The following is an 18,286-nucleotide window of genomic DNA, read 5'->3' as shown; positions in this document are numbered from 1 at the left end:
AATTGTCATTCTGAGCGGCGCATGCGAAGCACGCGCAGTCGAAGAACCTGCTTATCCACCTGTTCCTCCAAACCTGTCCTTGGGAAGGAAGAACTGCCTGTCAAGCCCTAAATCATCTAAACACCAGATAAGAAGTCACTTATGCCTGCAGGGAATTACCATTTAATTTGATAAACTGGAAATAGGGAAAATAGAAGGCACCTATACTTGCAAAGCTACTTGCAAAGCGTGTGGGGAGATTCCAAGGATGCAAGCGCACAAACCCATAACCCACTGAAAATAAACGATCTCCGTACAAGTTTATCCCCGTAAATCATTGAAAACAAAGAATCTCCGTACAAAAGCACCGGGGGGTGGGCTCTTAGTCCAACCAATTGAAAATAAACAATCTCCGTACAAGACAAAGGGGGAGAATCAGTGCGCCGTCACCGGAGCGCGCCTCCGCCCGCGGTTCGGAGCCAGCAGACACATTACAATCCAGAAGGCAGGAACAAGAAAGACCGTCGACCCGAAGACCCACATGAAGGCCCCCGCCGCCGCCTGGTCTATCAATGGACTAACGCCGAGAATATTCGGCTTCAGCGCATAGCTCGGGTAGACCACCTTTCCCGCAAAACAGAGCGAGGCCGAGACCACCGTATTGATCAGGTCTGAGCCCAGAATGTACAGCACCAGCATCCAGCTGAGCTTCTGCCGCGGGTCGGGCCAGGGACGGATGATCGGCCACCAGAACAGCACGCTGGTAAAGAAGAAGCAGGCATGCTCCAGGTTATGCCAGCCCTGCGACCGCAGCGCCAGCTCATAGGACGCCGGAATGTGCCAGCCAATATAGGCCAGGTTCATCAGGATCCAAGCCGGCTTCAGGCTGGTCAGGAAGTGCCCCACCTTCGTGAGCCACCGCAGACGAAACAGCGGCCCCAGCACTTTCCGGATTATCACTCGCGGCAGCCCGCGCAGCAGGGGAACCTGCGGCATCCCGAGCAGCAGCAGCGGAGGCGCCACAGTCATGAAGACAAAATGCTGCCCCATATGCGCCGAAAGCAGCTCGCCATCCAGCGTATCGAGCGGTGAAGCCACCGCAAGAAAAAGGGAGAAGAGCCCCAGCAGAAAACACCCCAGCCGCCACTCCGGAAACTGCCGTGGCCGAGTCTGCCCGATCAGCAGCCATCCCCGCAGATAAATGACTGCGGTAAGCAGCAGCAGAACAGTCGTCAGCGGAGGAATGTTCCAGTCAAGCAGAACGGATTGAACTTCAGGCGACATCAACAGAATATTTTGAAGCCTACTTTAAAAAAGTTGTCATCCTGAGCGGAGCGCAAAGCGCGTAGTCGAAGGACCTGCTTTTCGCGTCGGTTGTTGATCCCGTCTGAGGGAAAAGCAGGTCCTTCGCTCCGCTCAGGATGACAATTCATACTACGGTGTCCAGCCTGGGCCCCATCCTGACAAAGTCAGGGTGGGGTTGTTTTTCTGAACCTTACAACCCTGTACGCTGAGCCCTATTTCTGCGCAGTCTGCGAAGCATCCGCCGCCGCCGGCTGCCCCTCAGGCTTCAGAGTCTCGAGAAACTTCACCAGAGCCGTCGTTTCCGGTGGACTCAGGTTCTTCCCATAAGCCGGCATGTTGCCGCCCCCTTGAAGCACCTGCCGGATCAGCTGGTCTTCGGTCAGCCGCGTCGCCACCGAATCGAGAGCCGGGCCGCGCTGGCCACCAGAGCCGCCGATCGCATGGCAGTTGCGGCACTGCTTGGCCTGGAAGACCACCTGGCCCTGCCGTTCCAACGGAGTAGCTTTGTGCACTATCTTCTGCGGAAGCGGATCGCCGCTCCACGCATTCATGATCGGGCTCCACGGAGTATAGGTTCCAAGATGGGTGAAGATGCCGAACGCCACCGCAACCGTCACCAGCACCAGCACAGCCACTGGACGGCGATGCCAGCTCTTCTCGCCCTCGCCGGCCACAAACGGTAGCGCCAGCAGAATGCAGATGCCGATCACCGGGACGATGAGCACAAACGGCGTCTCCAGGCTCGGCGGCAGGTAAGAGAGCACCGCATAGAGCCAGAGAAAGAAGAAGTCCGGCTTGGGAGCAGTCTGAATAATCGTCGGATCAGGAATGCCGCCCGGTCCTAAGGGCCCGAGGACAATGGCGCAGACCGCGACAGCCGCAAGGATCGCCGCCGAAAAGACCAGATCTTTCCAGAGCGCGTCCGGAACAAACGGCACGCCGTCCTTGTGAGTCAGGTCGTGATACTCCTGCAGATAGGTGCTGCGGCGCACGATGCGTCCAGGCATCGGCCAGTCGTTAATGCCGAGCTTCAGCACCAGCCAGATATGCACAGCAGTGAAGAAGAGCAGCGTCCCCGGAATTACGAAGACATGGAGGGCAAAGAAACGTGACAGCGTCGCGCCGCCGATAATCGGTCCACCCAGCAGCAGATTGACCAGAGGCCCGCCAATCACGGGCACGCGGCTCATGATGGAAGCGCCGATGCCGAGTCCCCAGTATGCGTCCTGGTCGAAGCGCAGGACCTGCCCGGTAAAGGCCATGCCCAGCGTCATCAGCAGCATGAAAACGCCGAGAGTCCAGGTCAGCTCGCGGGGAAACTTGTACGCGCCGAACATGAAGACCTGCGCCATGTGGACGAGTACGACGGCGACCATGAAATTCGATCCCCATCCGTGCATGGCGCGCAGAAACCAGCCGAGGTAAAGCTGATGGTTAAGCTGATCGAGCGTCTTCCACGCTTCACTGGCGGAAGGCACATAGATCAGCGCCAGCAGAATGCCGGTAACAACCTGCAGGATCAGCAGCGTTGTGGCGGCGCTGCCAAAGACATACCACCAGCTCGCCGTATTGCGTGGGACCGGGTGCAGAGCAGCTTCCTTCACCGGCCCTTCCAGCTGCAGCCGCTGCTCAAACCAGTCGTAAGTCTTCTTCAGCCAAGGCATGGAGATTTCCCTTTCCCGGCCATGGCCTGGTCGGCCAGCGTAGGCATCTGTCCGGCGTTGATGCGCAGCTCGCCGCTCACAACCTTGTAGTCATAGGTAAACAATCCGCGCTCCGGAGGCCCCGAGGCACGTTCGCCGTCAGCGTAGTAAACGCCGCCATGGCACGGGCACATGAACAGCTCCGACTGCGGAAACCAGCGCACCGGGCAGCCAAGATGGGCGCAGTTGATGGCAAAGACCTGGAACTTGTCCGCGCTGAGGCGGCGCACCCAGCAGGGAGTCTTGGCGGTATCGCCGTCCTGCGGGCGATTGAAGGGATTTACAAATTCCGCCAGCCGCGTCTGCCCTTCCGGAAACTGGCTCAGGTTCCCCAGGGAGATCCACTGGTTGTAAGCGCCCTTGCGCTTCACCGGCGAAAACAAATAACCGATGACAGGAGTGGCAATGGCAAGCCCCACAATCGCATTGAAGGCAATGCCAATCTTCATCAGCAGTGATCGCCGCGTTACCTGTTTTTCTTCACTCATAATTCTTTCCTCTGCTGACTTACTGCTGCGACGCTTGAGCTGGCTGCGACGGATACGGCTGTCCCGGTGTCTTCTGTCGCTGGCTCGCAATCCATGCAACCAGGTCCGATACATCCTGGTCGCTCAACGCGTGGCCGCTCTGCAAGCTTCTCCAATCCGGATGCTCCAGGTCAGGCCGCCCCGCAATGATCGTCGTCCGCAGCGTCTGGTCGCTCACCAGCGCCAGATACGATCCGTCAGTGACCGAGCTGGCCTTCGCCTTCTCCGCCTGCGTTCCCGTCGAATGGCAGCTGGCGCAGTTCGCAGTGAAGAGCTGCTGCCCATGCGCCGCATCGCCTTGCTTATCGCTCTTGTACGGAGGAGCCGAAACGCCCTGCAGGTATCCGGCTTTGAACCACTGCGAGCGGATGCCCTTCACCAGCGCGTCGATCTGCTTATCCGTCAACATGCCGCCTGCGCTCGTCGCAAATGCGGGCATCAGTGTTCCCGGCTCACCGTTGGCGATCACCGAATGCAGCGTGTTGTCATCGACTATCGCCTGATAGACGGGATTGGCCAGCGCCATCGCCGGCCCGTGCTGCCCGTCGGCACCATGGCAGGCCGAGCAGTTCTGCGAATAAAGCTGCTTAAAGTCGTGGACCTCCTCGGGCCGCATCGCCTCAGTGCCGGCAGATGGCTGATGGCAACCGGCCAGCAGAATGCTGCCGAACAGGAGAGCCCCGCTACAGAATTGACGTGCATTCATCAGCGGTGACCCTCTCCTTCCTTGTGCCCTTGCTCGTGACTCAGACCGGAACCTTCAATACCCATGCGCAGAACAAACGGCATTGCCTGGCCGGTCCGGATTCTCTCCTGGCGCGCAACCACCCATCCTGCAACCAGGCCAAAGGCTACCTGCGACACAACAAACCATCCCCAGTCAATCCGCGCATTGAGCACCGGATTCACAATGCCGAGAGACGAGTGAAGAAGCCCCGTCCAGAGCAACGGAGCAATGATGCCGCCGAGCAGAATCGGATGCCGCGGCAGCATCGGCAGCATGGCGCCGTAAAGCAGTCCGACGAGAACACTGGCAGCAATGTGAATAATGGTGGCGATAACCAGCGCCTCCAGATGGAAGGACGCAATATCGGACGTCGTCGGATTCGTCCAGTGCGCAACACCAGCGCCTCCCAGCAGGTTCACCGGATACCAGATGCTGTGATAGCCGATGATTCCATACAGCAGCGCAGGGAGAATCATCGCAATGCCGCCGGCGATGCCGCCCTTGATTCCAGAGAGCACCGGATACGTCTCCACCGGAAGATGGGCGCGATGCTCTTCGCTGATCTCGATGCGGGTCACATGCGTGCGCGCCGAGGCGATTGTGATCTCATGCTCCTCGACGGGAACGTCTTCGTGCGCCTCATGCGGCAGTACCTGACGGAACCATCCTACACAGGCGGAAACCATCAACACTGCACCAAGAATGCTGATCACCGCATGCGTCACCACACCGGCAAAAACCAGGGTGACGCCGAAGGCAAGGACGATCGGCCACGCCGTCGGCGCCGGCAGATGGATCGTTTCACCGTTATGTTGATCGTGCGAATCCATAAACAAATCTCTTAATGGCTAACGGCCAATGATGTAGACAACGGTAAAGACCACGATCCAGACGGCATCGACAAAGTGCCAGTACAAAGCCAGCGTCTGAATGCGCTCCGCATGCTCCTTCCGGATATGGCCGGTGATGTTGAAGAGCAGCACAATGAACAGAGCAATCAGGCCGATAATAACGTGCGTAGCATGCAGTCCAACCAGCGAGTAGAAGGTGGTTCCAAATAAATTCGTGCTGATCGTCAGGCCGTCCTGGTAAATCAGCTTGTGCCACTCGATGCCCGTGCCGATAAGAAAGCCCGCGCCCAGAGCAAACGTCAGAGCCCACCACAGGCCGAAGGCCTTGGTCCTGCCGCGCTCAATGGCGTGTTCTGCAAGCCAGATCGTCAAACTGCTCGAAAGCAGGATGATGCTGTTGAATACGGGAACTTCCAGCACCTGTTGCGGGGTGGGCCCATAGAGGCTCCGTCCGATGTTATAGATGTAGGCCACCACGAAGATGGTGAAGATGGCCGACTCGGCAATGATGAGAGAGAACATGGCGACGCGGCCTTTTGAGGGCTGCACCCATGCGTGTTCTGTCTCTGCCTGCGCCACTGCAACTGTGCTCATCGTGTTACGGCCTCACTCATACTTCCAGTCCGGATCTTCCGGATGCTTCATGTCCCACAAAGGCCGGCGGCTGGTCACCACCGGATCACTCGCGAAGTTGTAGGCCGGCGGCGGCGAAGGCGTTGCCCACTCGAGAGTCCAGGCATCCCATGGATCATTGCCGGCAACTTTTCCCTTGAAGTAGGACAGCACCATGTTCGCAGCAAAAATCAAAACAGCAATCGCCTGAATGAATCCGCCAATCGAGATAATCACGTTCCAGTGCGCCCATCCGCGGTCCGCTTCATAGGTGTAGATGGATCGCGGCATCCCCATCAGGCCGGGAATATGCATCGTGTCGAACGTGACGTGAAAGCCGATGACAAAAAGCCAGAAGTGCCACTTGCCCAGTGTCTCGCTAAGCATGCGCCCCGTGACCTTGGGATACCAGTAGTAGATTCCGCCGAAGATGCAGAAGACGATGGCGCCTACCAGCACATAGTGAAAATGCGCAATCACAAAATAGGAGCTATGCAGCTGCCAGTTCCATGGAGCCACAGACAACATGATGCCGGTGAGTCCAGCAAGAAGGAATTGAATGACAAAGGCCGAACAGAAAAGCATGGGCGTGGCAAAGCGTATCTTTCCACCCCACATCGTGGCCAGCCAGTTAAAAATCTTGATCCCCGTCGGAATGCCGACCAGCATGGTCGAGAGCACAAAGAAGGCATTGCCCACTGATGTCATTCCAATCGAGAACATGTGGTGCGCCCAGACGCCGAGGCTGACGAACGCAATTCCGACCGAGGCCGCGACCATGGCCGGATAGCCGAAGATTGCCTTGCGAGAGAAGACCGGAATCACCTCGTTCGCAATCGCAAAGGCGGGAAGCACCAGCACATACACTTCAGGGTGTCCGAAGATCCAGAAAAAGTGCGCCCACACAAGCGCAGAGCCGCCGGCCTGCGTATCAAAGAAGTGACCGCCAAGGTAGCGATCAATCAGCAGCATGACCTGCGCCGCTGTCAGCGGAGTAATCGTGACCAGCGCCAGGCCGGAGACAACCATGTTCAGCCAGACCAGCAGCGGCAGCCGCATCAGCGTCATACCCTTGCAGCGCATGCAGAGAGCGGTTGCGATTACGTTAACGGAAGCGCCAATTGTCCCGAATCCCGTGACGATCAGCGAGAGGGCCCAGTAGTCAGGGGCGTGGCCGGGCGAGAATGCGCGCTCCGTAAGAGGCGCGTAGGCCCACCACATCGTATCCGGAGCGTTGCCCGCTCCATAAAGTCCGCCGCCGCCGATAAAGCTGTAGTAGAGAAGCAGGCCGCCAAAAAAGGTCAACCAGAAGCTGAACGCATTGAGCCGCGGAAACGCCATGTCGCGTGCGCCGATCATCAGAGGGATCAGGTAGTTCGCGAATCCGAAAATGTAAGTCATGCCCACGAGAAACACCATCGTGGTGCCGTGCATGGTGAAGAGACGGTTGAAAACCTGCGGCGAGATGAAGTGCATGTTCGGCTGCACCAGCTGAATGCGGATCGCAAGAGCCTCTGCTCCGCCGACGAGCAGAAAGAAGATGGAGTAAACCATGTAGAGGATGCCCAGCTTCTTGTGATCGACCGTGATCACCCAGCTGTTCAGCCACTCAAGAATCGCAGCCTGCGACCAGCGCCGCGGAGCTGCCTCCAGTGAGCCGGGAATCGGATAGGTTGAATCTGCCATATTCCGTTGTGCTCCTACAAAAACTAGCGAAGTGTCGACAGGTATGCCGTTACCTGGTCGAGCTGCTGGTCGTTCAACTGCATCGCGGGCATCAGCGAACCTTCCTTAAAAGTGTCGGGATGCCTGATCCACTCGCGCAGATTCTCTCTCGTATTGAGCGTGGCACCGGAAGCAAGCGTATCGCGGCTCATCAGGTGCGTCAGGTCAGGCCCGAAGCGTCCCGTTGCCACCGTACCCTGAATCGTGTGGCAGTTCATGCACGCCTGCGTCTCGAAGACATGGCGGCCTTGCGCTACGGATTCATCGGACACCGCGACTTTTTGCTGGTTCTTTACCCATGCGGCGAAGTCCTCGGGCGTCTGCACATAGACGCGCAAAAGCATCTTGGCGTGCTGCACGCCGCAGAACTGAGCGCACTGCCCTACATAAACACCGGTATGCTGTGGATCAATCCACAGCTGATTCACATTGTTCGGAAGCAGGTCTGTCTTTCCTGCCAACTGGGGCACCCAGAAACTGTGAATTACATCCGCAGACAATAACTTCAGATAAGTTGGCGTCGGCGATTGCGGGCTACTCACAGGCACATGCAGTTCATTGACAGCACGAATTCCGAGCTTCGGATAATTGAACTCCCACCAGAATTGATGGCCGACAACCGTCACATCCACGGCCGCAGGCGGCTTAGGCGCATCCTGGATGGCGAAAATCATGCGCGCCGTCGTCAGAAACAGCACTACGACAATCAGCACCGGAATCACTGTCCATGCCAGTTCCACCTGAACAGAACCATAGATCTGTGCAGGCTCGCTGTTGTCATCCTGCTTACGCTGCCGATAGCGAATCACAATGTAAGCGAACAGCACACCGACAACGACGAAAATTGCACCCGTGATCGACAGCACAAACAGCGACAGCTCATAAATTGAGCTTGCGGGCGTGGAAGCAGGCGCAAAAGTGCTGGGCGTGGCTTGCGGGCCCTCTGCAAACATGGCCTGCCATGCAGAAACCACCATCAACAGAGAAAGACATTTGGCAGACCACTTTACTCGTCTTAAACATTCCGCGAGCATCGAATCTTACTTCCCTCACCGTGCCAGACGGCAGTTAGGCAAACCGAGCGAAAGACAAGATGAAGCCTTGTAAAGGTGCGCCAGAAAGCGCGATTTTAGCACATCTCGCTGGGTCTTCTTCAAACAGTGACGAAACCACTGTGAAGAAACAGAACAGGCTACTTTACATCACTGCGAACAACAGGGAGTTACCCTCCTATCGTAACAGTAATGATGCTTTTATGCGTGTGCTCGTCACATCGAAAACGAAATTTTGCGCAATTTATTGCGGAGCTGAAGTCTTCGGCAGAAAGCGATCAACAAGACCTGTGATCACGGACAAATTAAATCCATCAGCATAGCCTTTTAAAATAGCGCTCCGCAGAAAGGGCGTCTTCATTGCCCGAAACCCGCGTTGTGGATTCACGTAAAAAGAACCTGCGATGCGTTCGGCAATATGGAGATTCTCCCTGAGATTTTCCGTAAGCCGGACAAACGTCTCCTTAGCCACTGTCTTGTTCTCGAGATCAGAAGCGATGGCTGCCGCCGCAGCCTGGCCGCTCAACACGGCTCCATAAATTCCCTCGCCGGTCAGCAGATCAACAAAACCGCCGGCATCTCCCACCAGAAAGACACGGCTGCGTTCTACGCGGTGCTGCGGGGCTCCAAATCCGGCATACTGTCCAATAAAATTGGACGCCTGTGCGCTCTCTCCATAACGGTTCGCGATATATAAGGACAACCTGCTGCGATTGATTTTCTCATCAGGATCCGAGCTATAGAGTCCAACATTCACATGATCGCGCTTGGGAAAGACCCATCCATAGCCTGAACCGACTGAAGCGAAATCAAATACCAGATCCTCTTCCTCTGCATTGCGCTGCACGTCAGCTTCAATGGCAAAGGCCTTGCGAAACCAGCTCTCATCACTGGTCAAACGCCGCACCCGGCTGTTGGCTCCATCAGCGCCAACAAGAAAACGCCCATGCATCACTCCATCCTGTGTTGTCATGGCAATCGCGTCTTCGCCTTCATCGATTGCTTCGATCCTGCCGATCCTCTCAAAAACTGCCCCGGCTTCAATCGTTTTCTTCAGACAGAATGCATCGAGTTCTTCGCGAACAGTCATGGCGCAGATGGACCTGCTGCTGGCTACAGGAATGCATACGGAGTCTCTACCTTCAAGCACAATGCGCTTTACCGCCTGCCGTACCACCGGCTCAACGGAGTAACGCAGCGCACGCATCGTCTTCACCGTCAGCCCTCCGGCGCATGCTTTTTTTCGCGGGAACTCCGATTTATCAAGCAGCAGAACAGATCCACCCGCAAGAGCGAGGTCATACGCGCAAGCACAGCCTGCCGGCCCTGCCCCCACCACAATTGCATCCCAGACTTTCATTTGAATTACAGATTATTCGATGGCCGTCATCGGCACGCGAATGGATGCGCGGTAGCGGTCACCGCGATAACGCGAACATGCCGCTTCCACCGGCGTCTCCTGCGTTGTCATGATCACCCGCGTGATGGAAAGAATGCTTGATTTGCGCGGAATTGTCAGCAACTCCGATTCTTCCTTCGTGGCTGCGAGCGCTTCGATGATCTCATCCGCGTAACCGACACGCACCCCGTAGCGCTCGCGCAATGTTTGATAAAGCGAATGCTTCGCGAAATCGATGCGATCCAGGCCGGGAAACTGTTTCAGCGGAATATGCGACTCTTCTATTGCCATGGGAATGCCGTCAGCAATGCGAAGGCGACGCAGCCGAACCACCTTGTCATTCTTCTCGAGCTTCAGTTTCTGAATCAGATCGTCCGTTGCCACAATAACCGCCTGGTCAAGCAACTTCGAGCTCGGCTTCATGCCGCGCTGCCGCATCTCTTCCGTAAAGCCCTGGAGATGCATGATGTTCTTTTCCAGCTTCGGTTTGGTAACGAATGTGCCGCGGCCTTTTTCGCTGAAGGCATAACCGCTCATCTTTAGCCCGTGCAACGCCTGCCGCGCCGTCATGCGGCTGACCTGGTAATAGCGGGAGAGCTCTTCTTCTGAGGCCAGAGGGTCGCCTTCAGAAAGCTCGCCCGATTGGATCTTCTCCATCAAAGCGCGCTGGATCTGGTAATAAAGCGGTATGAAACCATTCTTATCTAATGGATGAAATGCTGATTCATTTTGTGTACGGCCCTTCGCCACTTTGATCCTCGCTCGAAACAGTTTGTCCCAACAACAGCAACCAGCTGGGAAATCATCTTTCGTTTCTAGGAAATTTCAATTCATTTAACATGCAATCACGTCCCGGCAGCTATATATGACATCAACCGCGTTATTTCCTGCCAGCCTAAAAAACAAACTCATCGTTTCCGTCCAGGCCCTCCCCGGCGATCCGCTCGACCACACAGACACGCTGCGCCGCATGGCCGTCTCCGTTTTGCGCGGAGGAGCTGGCGGTCTGCGCGCAAATGGTGCAGAGCACATCGCTGTCTTCCGCAAGGAAACACCCCTGCCTATCGTCGGCATCTTCAAGCGTTTTGAAGCGGAAAATCTATTCATCACGCCTGACTTCGCGTCTGCCAAGAGCATCACCGATGCAGGAGCCGACATTGTCGGCCTCGATTGCAGCGCAAACCGCTCCGCTTCCTGCGAGCCATGGCCAAAGCTGATCTCCCGCATCACTGCAGAGCTCGGCAAGCCCGTCCTCGCCGACATTGCCACCCTCGAAGAAGCACTCGCCGCAGAAAAGGCCGGCGCTGCCGCAGTCGCAACCACTATGTATGGATACACACTGGAAACGGTCGGCCATCGTTCCATCAACTGGAATCTTGTAGAGCAGCTTGTAAAGCTCCTGAGGGTCCCTGTAATCCTAGAAGGCCACGTGCGCGAAACCATGGATATCCGGCGCGCCTTCGACTGCGGCGTCTTTGCCGTTGTGGCGGGCGCTGCCATTACACAGCCAGAATCCATTACTGCCAGGTTCGTGAAGGCCATCGGAGCCTGATTTTCATAGAAACGTTTCCTTTCCACCCTTGGTTTCCACAACATCAAGATTTTCTCAGACATAACCCGGGCTCTCTAACCCGAACCGGCCGCCACCATTTATATGGCCCATAGGTTTTTCTTCTGCCGATTATTTTTTTCTTGCTAGCTAGTACAGTTGTCTATACATTAGCTGGAATCTGAAAACCCAGTCCATAAAAATGCGCCTGGATTTTCAGGATTGCAAAGACAGGTCGCGCAAGCGGACGTCAGTTCCGTCGCGGTTTTCCATCAACACCTTTTCAAGTCGGAGGTCCTAAACTCAACATGCGAGTACGAAAGTTTCTCCCTAGTTTTCTCTTGCTGCTGATGTGTTGTGCCATGTCCCTTGCTCAAACGATTACCGGTTCCGTAACCGGCACCATCACTGATGCAAGCGGGGCAACCATCAGTGGAGCCACGGTCACTGCTATCAACACTGCAACAGGCGTCACTTCCTCAACGCAGACCAATGGCGCCGGCGTTTATACATTGCGCTTCCTGCCCATCGGCCAGTACAACGTCTCAGTGGAAGCAGCTGGCTTTGAGAAATCAACTATTGGCCCTTTCGCATTGGAAGTTGCGCAGGAAGCCCGCATAGACGCTAAACTCACTGTTGGCCAGGTCAGCCAGAATGTATTAGTCACAAGCGCCGCACCCATTTTGAATACCCAGAACCCCACAACAGGCGACACCATCACCTCAGCAACTGCGACAGAAGTGCCGTTGCAGGCCCGCAACTTCTCTTATCTTTCCCTGCTGGTAGCCGGGGCCGTAACGACAAGCCCATCGACACAGAACAGCATTAAGCGCTCTGCTTATAACGGCGGCTACTTCCAGAACGGCAACCGCGAGCAGACCAACAACTACACGCTCGATGGCATAGACATTAACGAATCCATTGATAACTACATCGGTTACAGTCCGAACGTAGATGCGATCGGTGAAATGAAAGTCATTACCGGCGATGCCACAGCCGAATACGGCAATGCGAACGGTGGCCAGATTGTCATGGTCACCAAGAGCGGCACCAATCATTTCCATGGCAACGCCTTCTGGTTTCTCGAAAATCAAAACTTGAACGCTGACAGCTGGCTCAATAAACACACTTCTGGAACGCCTTTGCCAGTAAGCCCATTCAACCGCAGCCAATTCGGCGGCACATTCGGCGGGCCTATCAAACGCGACAAGCTCTTTTTCTTTGTCGACTATCAGGGCGGCCGTCAACACACCGGTACCACCGAAACATTTACCGTTCCCGATGCGGCAATGCGTGCCGGATACAACCCTGCCACCGGACAAACCGTAACTATCACGAATCCCGCGGCCCAATACCTGCTGGCACACCCGGAGCTTTATCCTCTGGCGAATGCACCAGGAAACTTAGCGCCAGGCGCTTATTTACCTTCCAATAACTACATAGGCGTGGCAAAACAATTCGTGCAGAACGATCAGGGCGATGTAAAAATCGATTGGCAAGTTCGTCAGAGTGATCTGCTCTCAGGCCGCTTTACCATGGGACGTCAGACAGATGGCAACAGCACCGTGAGTATGGCAACAGAGTTCCCGCAAAACAACTCCAATCCATATACCGGCTTTGCCATCAATTGGACACACACCTTTTCGCCAAATGTAGTGAGCGAGGCGCGCGCTGGCTATGGCCGCCCTCGATACACTGAACTGCCAGTAGATATCGCCGGCCACTTCGGGCTGACAGGCAATCAAACTTTGGGTATTCCCGGCGCACAGGGCCTTCCGGGTTTTAGTACTTTTGTCTTCAATGGCGGGAGCAAGGTCACCCCCATTGGTGCCAGTGGAGGCAATGGCAGCTCCAATGGCGGCATCGCTTCTGACAGCATTATCAATACCTTTGTCTATGGCGATAACGTAAGCTGGCAGCTCGGCAAGCATACTGTGAAATTCGGTGGCCAGGCTCTTCGTTATCAACAGAACCGTTATTACTCGGGCAACGATGGCGCCTTAGGACAGTTTGGCTATTCAGGTAAGTTTACTGGCGACAGTTGGGCTGACTTTTTACAGGACGATGCGTTTTCCTATGGCCAAGGAGAAAGTGTTGTAAACCGCTGGGGACAGCGACAATGGCGGGATGCTCTTTTCGTTCAGGATGACTGGAAGGTCATGCCCAATTTGACTCTGAATCTGGGTCTACGCTGGGAATACGATCAACCTCTCTACGAAGTCAACAACAAACAGGTCAATATTGACATCTATACCGGCGAAGTCACTGCTGCTGGACAGAATGGTGCAAGCCGTGCTCTTTATAAACCATTCTGGGGCGGATTCATGCCACGCGTGGGCTTCGCTTTCTCCCCAGACCGTTTTCATGACAAGTTTGTTGTTCGTGGTGGTTATGCAATCACAAACTTCATGGAAGGCACTGGCGCCAACCTGCGCCTCCCTCTGAACTTGCCATTTTTTGTTGACTCCTCAGCAACAGCAACAACTACAAGTTTTCAGACGCAGAATGGCTTCCCTCAGCCAACTGACTTGAATGACTATACAGGGCAGAACGTACGCGCATGGCAACCTGACTTGAAACCTGCATTGATTCAGCAGTTCAATCTGACTACAGAAACACAATTTGGCAATGACCTATCGCTGGTCGTTGCTTATCTGGGCCAGGTCGGCAATCACCTTGTCGACCCGCGTGAAGGCAATCAGGCGCCTTGCTCTCTTATTGCACTGCCCACTCAGCCAACTCCTTGCGCATTGCCATTTTCTAAGTTTGCACCAAACGTTAGCGGAATAAGTGTAGTCAGCTACACCGAATCTGAATCCATGATGAATTACAACGCGCTCCAGACATCACTCCGCAAGCGCACCAGCAATGGCTTAGAGTTTCTGGCCAACTACACCTACAGCAAGTCACTCTCAAACAACCTTGGCTATTACGGCGCGGGCGGCGTCTCGTCGCAATCAGCATACTGGCAGGACGCCTACAACGGCGGCGGCGATTACGGCCCAGCCTTCTTTGACGCAAAACACATCTTCTCATTCTCGGGATATTATGATTTGCCTTTTGGGCGTGGAAAGCTGTTTGGCTCAAACATGAACCGGCTTGAAGATGCTGCCCTCGGCGGCTGGAAGTTGGGAGCAATAGCCAGCTTGCATTCTGGGTTCCCTGTCACCATTAACTCAAACCAGTTCTACAACGCTAACCAGCGCACAAACCGCGCCAATCATTATGCAGCGTTGAAAATCCGCAACCAATCTACTAACCAGTGGTTCGGCAACGACTCGACGGCTGCCGGCTGTCTCAACAGCGCTAACAATGCAAATGCTGTCAATGCCGGAACAACTGACAATCCAATTTGGACTAGCAATGCGAACAATACCTGCGCCTATGGTGAGGAATTGACTACAGGCTTCGGTACTGCCCGAGTTGGCTCTGAGCGTGCTCCTAGTTTTAAAAACTTCGATATGGCAGCAAGCAAGCGCTTCGCCATTACCGAAGGGAGCAACCTGGAATTCCGTGCCGACTTTTTCAATATTCTGAATACAGTCAGTTTAGCCAACCCGGACCAGAGTATTTCCGACAGCAACTTCGGACAGATTACTAACACCAACTCAACAGAACGGCAAATTCAGCTCGCTTTGAAATTCACCTTCTAGGTGATCTGGATCTCCCAAACAAGGCGCAGAAAATCTTCTGCGCCTTGTTTCTTTTAAGAAATTTAGGAGGTATAGCTGTCCATACAGGTTCCAGTTGAGCGAGAATAGGATTATGCCACAATCGCTCGACACGCGCGTATTTCCGCACGCCATGCTGCGTGAGATCTATGAACAGCCCGAGGCCCTCGTTGCCACCATTCGTAACTATGTTGCAAACGGCGCGCTCGAGCCTGAAGCCTTCGCCACTGTAGCCGAAGCCCTGCGCGGGCACCAGCGGGTCGTCATCGCGGCCAGTGGGTCGAGCCGCCATGCCGGTCTTGCCGGTGAAATCATGCTCGAAGACCTTGCCGGAATGACCGTCGATGTCGAGTATGCCAGCGAGTACTGCTACCGCTCCACGCATACGCTGCAGGACCCGGGCGTTATCGTCATTTCGCAGTCGGGCGAAACTGCCGACACCCTCGCTGCTCTACGCGAAGGCAAATCGCGCGGCCTCTCAACGGTGGCCATCACCAATAACGCAGGTTCTACCATGGCGAAGGAGGCAGATGCGTCGCTGCCGACCATTGCCGGCAGGGAAAAAGCCATCCCCGCAACCAAGAGTTTTACCACACAGCTCACCGTGCTCTATCTGCTGACGCTTTCCATGGCGCGCCTGCGCGGACGCATGACCGCGCACTCTTCCTCTGCACTGATCGAACAGCTTGAAAAGCTGCCGGAACTGCTCGAAACTTCGCTCCCCGCATGGGAGAAGCAGCTCCATTCCATTGCAGAACACACGAAAAATGCGCGTGGCTTCCTCTATTTAGGACGAGGCATCCACTATGCGATTGCCCGTGAAGGCGCCCTGAAATTGAAGGAATCAGCCTATGTGCAGGCCGAAGGCTACCCTGCCGGCGAGCTCAAGCACGGACCCAATGCGCTCGTCAGCAAGGATGCGCCGCTCGTGATGATCGCGACGCAGGACCGCAACGATCCCGACTCCATCCTGCGCTATGAAAAGACCTTGCAGCTCATGAAGGACATGCAGGCGCAGGGTGCCGAGATTATTGCGCTCGCATCTGAAGGCGACACCGAAGTATCGAAGTTCGCCCACTTCACTGTTTCCATTCCAGACGCCAGCGAATATCTGCTAACCATCCTCGAAGTTGTTCCGCTGCAGCTCTTCGCTTATTTCACCGCGATTCTTCACGGAATTGATGTGGACTCCCCGCGTAACCTGGTAAAAGCCGTCATTCAGGAATAGGGCGGATCCAGTTGCTCAGAATGGCATGCGCGCCGAAAACAGAAGCCCGTGGTTGTAAGTATGGAAGGCTGATGTCGCAGTCTGTATTCCCGCGCCCAAGGTTACGCCAAGACGATGATGCAATGGATACCGTGCCACAATGCCGGGCGTGATAAAGTTCTGCGTTTTCCCGTCGTTTGGTCCGCCCTTATAGAACGTTGTGTTGAACTCTACTTCAGGCCACCAGTGCGGATCACACTTCCACTGCATTGCCGTATTCCAGGCGATAGGCCGTCCCAGTTTGTTTGAATTGGCGACAGGCAAGGTGGCGCCCAGGGTCGACTGCACATCGAACCGTCCAAAGCCCTTGCCTCCTGCCAGCGTCGGCGTTACTGAAGCATCGGTGCTGCCGTTGCTGTAGCTTCCTGTGGGGATACTGCCTGCAATAAAGGCAGTGATGATGGCATTGTGCTGCTCTTCATTGCTGGCATAAAAGCGATATTTCATAGTGAACGTCGCATCACCGAAACCATCCTTGGCAGTAGGGACGTTGTGCTGGATATAAGGAGGCACGTTCATCAACAACTCGATCCTTCGCGCTGGAATCAACTCCAGTCCCTTGCCGTTGCCGAAATTCCAGGTGTCCGTAAGATTCGGCATAATTTGCCGGGTGAAATCAGTACGAAACTCCTGCTCGAGGCGTGGCGTGACGGTCACCAGTGGAGTCACCCAGTGCGGCTGCTCCGCTTGCGTGCGATTGACACGCTCCTGCCAATGATCAATAAACGACTGCTGCGCTTGTGCTGAAACAGCAGCAAACGCCGCGCAAAGTGCCAAAACCAGTCTTCGCTGAAAATGCGCCAAGGAATTCCTCTCTCCATGAAATATGCGAATTACTATTAATAAAATCGATAATGCAATGTCATATTTGACGACTCTGAGAGAGAAGAAGTTACCGATTATGCAGGGACCTCACCGCGATTCTTTACGAGATCGACGTAGATAGCTCGTGAAACCCGGCCAAGGTTGTCGTTCAGGAGTAGCAACGCGTCTTATCTGTGCATGCTGCTCTGGGCACGCGAAAGCAGCGCGTTCATTCTTTCTTAAGAATCGACCTCATCCAATCTATTAGGCGAACCGTAATAAATATTGGGTGAACGCAGGGGGCGGACCTGTAAAATTCCTCTACACAGTGGCATCCTTAAGGAAATGCACCTCTGCGTCCTGAAAACGTATCCAAACGTATAATGGTCAGACCACCCAACTGCAACTAAAGGATCATCGGTATGCCAAAACTGCCGGACCTTGAAAGCCCCGAACAACAGGAAAAAGCCGCGGACGCTCAGGATTCCAAACCTTTGTTTGGAAGATTTTCCCGCCGTTCGTTCCTGACTCAGCTTGGCGCAGCCAGCATTGCTGCAACCACTGCGCCGCTGGCTCATGCTGCCGCTACAGCTTCCGCTCCAACCGATGGCGATGGTAAGTTCGTTGTCCCGGGCGCTGTCCCGGTCACCCTCAAAGTGAATGGTCAGGACCACCGCGTCATGCTGGAGCCGCGCGTTACCCTGCTCGATGCGTTGCGAGAAAATCTTCAGATGCCCGGTACCAAGAAAGGCTGCGATCACGGCCAGTGCGGCGCTTGTACCGTCCACGTGAATGGCCGCCGCGTGAACTCCTGCCTCAGCTTCGCCATCATGCACCAGGGCGATGAAATCACCACTATCGAAGGCCTCGCACAGAATGGCGAACTGCATCCTGTACAGGCGGCATTCATTGAGCATGACGGTTTCCAGTGCGGCTATTGCACTCCAGGACAGATCATGTCCGCCTCAGCGCTTCTCAAAGAACCGATCGGCAAGGAAGATGCCGATGTACGTGAAGCCATGGCCGGCAATATCTGCCGCTGCGGCGCTTACAACAACATCGTTGCCGCCGTGCAGCAGGCCCGGCGCTCAGCATAATCCAGGGAGGCGATGCCC

The 18,286-nt window shown here is 55.2% G+C and carries 15 protein-coding genes; 4 read left to right on the top strand and 11 right to left on the bottom strand.

Annotated features, from left to right (window positions below; genetic code table 11):
- Window positions 1-414: 414 nt before the first annotated feature.
- The 10 genes from AC5S16_RS15740 to AC5S16_RS15695 all read right to left on the bottom strand — a co-directional run bounded on the left by AC5S16_RS15740 (window position 415) and on the right by AC5S16_RS15695 (window position 10,630).
- Window positions 415-1,263: a cytochrome c oxidase assembly protein gene (locus AC5S16_RS15740; protein ID WP_493931044.1), complete on the bottom strand. Its 849-nt coding sequence runs from the start codon at window positions 1,261-1,263 to the stop codon at window positions 415-417.
- A gap of 233 nt (window positions 1,264-1,496) precedes the next feature.
- A complete protein-coding gene (locus tag AC5S16_RS15735; RefSeq protein WP_493931043.1) occupies window positions 1,497-2,948 on the bottom strand; it encodes a cytochrome b N-terminal domain-containing protein in 1,452 nt (483 codons plus the stop codon).
- On the bottom strand, window positions 2,936-3,475 hold the full coding sequence (locus AC5S16_RS15730) for a QcrA and Rieske domain-containing protein (RefSeq protein ID WP_493931042.1): 540 nt from the start codon (window positions 3,473-3,475) through the stop codon (window positions 2,936-2,938). Before AC5S16_RS15730 ends, AC5S16_RS15735 begins: the two co-directional genes overlap by 13 nt.
- A 19-nt stretch (window positions 3,476-3,494) precedes the next feature.
- Window positions 3,495-4,220 (bottom strand): c-type cytochrome, encoded by a 726-nt coding sequence (locus AC5S16_RS15725; protein WP_493931041.1) that lies wholly within the window; start codon window positions 4,218-4,220, stop codon window positions 3,495-3,497.
- Complete coding sequence (locus AC5S16_RS15720; RefSeq protein WP_493931040.1) at window positions 4,220-5,071, bottom strand: hypothetical protein; 852 nt, start codon at window positions 5,069-5,071, stop codon at window positions 4,220-4,222. The genes AC5S16_RS15725 and AC5S16_RS15720 overlap by 1 nt, the downstream gene beginning before the upstream one ends.
- Window positions 5,072-5,089: 18 nt before the next feature.
- Window positions 5,090-5,686 carry a cytochrome c oxidase subunit 3 gene (locus AC5S16_RS15715; RefSeq protein WP_493931039.1) on the bottom strand — a complete coding sequence of 199 codons (597 nt, stop codon included), beginning with the start codon at window positions 5,684-5,686 and terminating at the stop codon, window positions 5,090-5,092.
- A 12-nt stretch (window positions 5,687-5,698) separates the two neighbouring features.
- Entirely contained in the window at window positions 5,699-7,390 is a 1,692-nt protein-coding gene (gene ctaD / locus AC5S16_RS15710) for a cytochrome c oxidase subunit I (RefSeq protein WP_493931038.1), read from the bottom strand.
- 23 nt (window positions 7,391-7,413) lie between these two features.
- On the bottom strand, window positions 7,414-8,382 hold the full coding sequence (gene coxB / locus AC5S16_RS15705; protein WP_493931037.1) for a cytochrome c oxidase subunit II: 969 nt from the start codon (window positions 8,380-8,382) through the stop codon (window positions 7,414-7,416).
- A gap of 343 nt (window positions 8,383-8,725) precedes the next feature.
- Window positions 8,726-9,841: a geranylgeranyl reductase family protein gene (locus AC5S16_RS15700; protein ID WP_493931036.1), complete on the bottom strand. Its 1,116-nt coding sequence runs from the start codon at window positions 9,839-9,841 to the stop codon at window positions 8,726-8,728.
- A 12-nt stretch (window positions 9,842-9,853) separates the two neighbouring features.
- Window positions 9,854-10,630: a GntR family transcriptional regulator gene (locus AC5S16_RS15695; RefSeq protein WP_493931035.1), complete on the bottom strand. Its 777-nt coding sequence runs from the start codon at window positions 10,628-10,630 to the stop codon at window positions 9,854-9,856.
- A 115-nt stretch (window positions 10,631-10,745) separates the two neighbouring features.
- Here AC5S16_RS15695 and AC5S16_RS15690 point away from each other — a divergent pair, with 115 nt between their 5' ends.
- The 3 genes from AC5S16_RS15690 (at window position 10,746) to AC5S16_RS15680 (ending at window position 16,328) form a co-directional block, all read left to right on the top strand.
- Window positions 10,746-11,432, top strand: coding sequence for an N-acetylmannosamine-6-phosphate 2-epimerase (locus AC5S16_RS15690; RefSeq protein ID WP_493931034.1), 687 nt, complete (start codon window positions 10,746-10,748; stop codon window positions 11,430-11,432).
- A 305-nt stretch (window positions 11,433-11,737) separates the two neighbouring features.
- Window positions 11,738-15,082: a TonB-dependent receptor gene (locus AC5S16_RS15685; protein ID WP_493931033.1), complete on the top strand. Its 3,345-nt coding sequence runs from the start codon at window positions 11,738-11,740 to the stop codon at window positions 15,080-15,082.
- A 112-nt stretch (window positions 15,083-15,194) separates the two neighbouring features.
- Complete coding sequence (locus AC5S16_RS15680) at window positions 15,195-16,328, top strand: SIS domain-containing protein (protein WP_493931032.1); 1,134 nt, start codon at window positions 15,195-15,197, stop codon at window positions 16,326-16,328.
- A gap of 15 nt (window positions 16,329-16,343) precedes the next feature.
- On the opposite strand, the gene AC5S16_RS15675 is transcribed toward AC5S16_RS15680, so the two are convergent.
- Window positions 16,344-17,144: a transporter gene (locus AC5S16_RS15675; protein WP_493931031.1), complete on the bottom strand. Its 801-nt coding sequence runs from the start codon at window positions 17,142-17,144 to the stop codon at window positions 16,344-16,346.
- Window positions 17,145-17,593: 449 nt separating this feature from the next.
- On the opposite strand from AC5S16_RS15675, the gene AC5S16_RS15670 reads away from it, so the two are divergent.
- A complete protein-coding gene (locus AC5S16_RS15670; RefSeq protein WP_493931030.1) occupies window positions 17,594-18,268 on the top strand; it encodes a (2Fe-2S)-binding protein in 675 nt (224 codons plus the stop codon).
- Window positions 18,269-18,286: the final 18 nt, after the last annotated feature.

It is taken from the genome of Acidobacterium sp. FHG110202_01 (assembly GCF_059115305.1).
Note: the sequence above shows the minus strand (reverse complement) of the source record. Positions and strands in the feature narration are given on the sequence as shown.

Coding starts and splice junctions, on each gene's coding strand:
- AC5S16_RS15740 (WP_493931044.1), bottom strand. CDS start 1,263: ATGTCGCCTGAAGTTCAATCCGTTCTGCTTGACTGGAACATTCCTCCG.
- AC5S16_RS15735 (WP_493931043.1), bottom strand. CDS start 2,948: ATGCCTTGGCTGAAGAAGACTTACGACTGGTTTGAGCAGCGGCTGCAG.
- AC5S16_RS15730 (WP_493931042.1), bottom strand. CDS start 3,475: ATGAGTGAAGAAAAACAGGTAACGCGGCGATCACTGCTGATGAAGATT.
- AC5S16_RS15725 (WP_493931041.1), bottom strand. CDS start 4,220: ATGAATGCACGTCAATTCTGTAGCGGGGCTCTCCTGTTCGGCAGCATT.
- AC5S16_RS15720 (WP_493931040.1), bottom strand. CDS start 5,071: ATGGATTCGCACGATCAACATAACGGTGAAACGATCCATCTGCCGGCG.
- AC5S16_RS15715 (WP_493931039.1), bottom strand. CDS start 5,686: ATGAGCACAGTTGCAGTGGCGCAGGCAGAGACAGAACACGCATGGGTG.
- ctaD (WP_493931038.1), bottom strand. CDS start 7,390: ATGGCAGATTCAACCTATCCGATTCCCGGCTCACTGGAGGCAGCTCCG.
- coxB (WP_493931037.1), bottom strand. CDS start 8,382: ATGTTTGCAGAGGGCCCGCAAGCCACGCCCAGCACTTTTGCGCCTGCT.
- AC5S16_RS15700 (WP_493931036.1), bottom strand. CDS start 9,841: ATGAAAGTCTGGGATGCAATTGTGGTGGGGGCAGGGCCGGCAGGCTGT.
- AC5S16_RS15690 (WP_493931034.1), top strand. CDS start 10,746: ATGACATCAACCGCGTTATTTCCTGCCAGCCTAAAAAACAAACTCATC.
- AC5S16_RS15685 (WP_493931033.1), top strand. CDS start 11,738: ATGCGAGTACGAAAGTTTCTCCCTAGTTTTCTCTTGCTGCTGATGTGT.
- AC5S16_RS15680 (WP_493931032.1), top strand. CDS start 15,195: ATGCCACAATCGCTCGACACGCGCGTATTTCCGCACGCCATGCTGCGT.
- AC5S16_RS15670 (WP_493931030.1), top strand. CDS start 17,594: ATGCCAAAACTGCCGGACCTTGAAAGCCCCGAACAACAGGAAAAAGCC.